We start from the raw sequence: 971 nt of genomic DNA on the forward strand, positions 1-971 counted from the left end.
CTACCGATCCGTGGGAAAGCCATAAGAGTGGCATCATGAATACGCTGGTTCCCGAACCGGAAATTCCAAGTCACCAGGGGCCGGATGCTCAGAGCGTGGATCCCGAGTTGGATGTAGTGACGGCAGCTGTAAAAGTACCCCAAACACTTTCTCACCTGCACTACTGGACCGTGCAATTGACCCGGGAAGCATCCAAAGAGGAAGTGCTGGAGGCTTTCGGCACCTCCACCCGAACCGCTTTTATCAACATGAGCGACGATCTTTCGGCCAACAATGCCGTTAAGGAGCTGATGCTGGACCTGGGGCGTCCTCACGGCGACATGTACGAAGTAGCCATCTGGGAGGATATGCTTAAGGTGGAAGGCGATGAACTCTATTACGCCTATTTGGTCGATAATCAAGCCATCGTCATTCCCGAAACTATTGATGCCATCCGAGCGCTGACCGGCAGCGAATCGGACCCCAAAAAATCGGTTGATAAGACAAACCGTTCGCTGGGCGTTACGCAACGGTTCATTTAGGAAATGATCCATTTTCATTACCAAAAACTCTTTTAACTGAACGGAGCAATTACATGGAACGAGGAATTGAACATTCAGGAGCCTGGGTTATAGCGCTTTTTGTTATCGTTATTGCTTCTTGGCTATTATACAAGTACATGGCACCCAAATCCTGGCGGGAGTGGGTGGGAGCTGGTTTAATTCAAGGCTTTATCATTGCATTGTATGCAGAGATGTATGGCTTTCCCCTTACTATTTATTTGATGGCGCGATTCTTGGGAATTGACAGCGGGTCTGTAGATGCCAATCTCTGGTCCACAATATTAGGTATGGGGCAGACCGGCATGATGATCTCAATGATTCTGGGCTATGCCCTGCTTTTTATTGGCTTCGGAATTTTTATCCAGGGCTGGCGTCAGCTTTACCATGCCAAGCAGGAAAACAGGCTGGCAACCGACGGATTATACAGCC

General features: G+C 49.1%; 1 protein-coding gene and 1 pseudogene. Both read left to right on the top strand.

Annotation, left to right across the window (positions count from 1 at the left end):
• Positions 1–521 (top strand): type II glyceraldehyde-3-phosphate dehydrogenase (locus J6I44_RS20515; protein ID WP_265768142.1); only part of this gene is annotated, 521 nt, incomplete at its 5' end.
• Between the two features lie 53 nt (positions 522–574).
• A pseudogene (locus J6I44_RS20520) lies at positions 575–971 on the top strand (methyltransferase family protein); the annotation flags it as partial.

The sequence above is a fragment of the Fodinibius salsisoli genome (genome assembly GCF_026229185.1).
Lineage (GTDB): Bacteria > Bacteroidota > Rhodothermia > Balneolales > Balneolaceae > Fodinibius > Fodinibius salsisoli.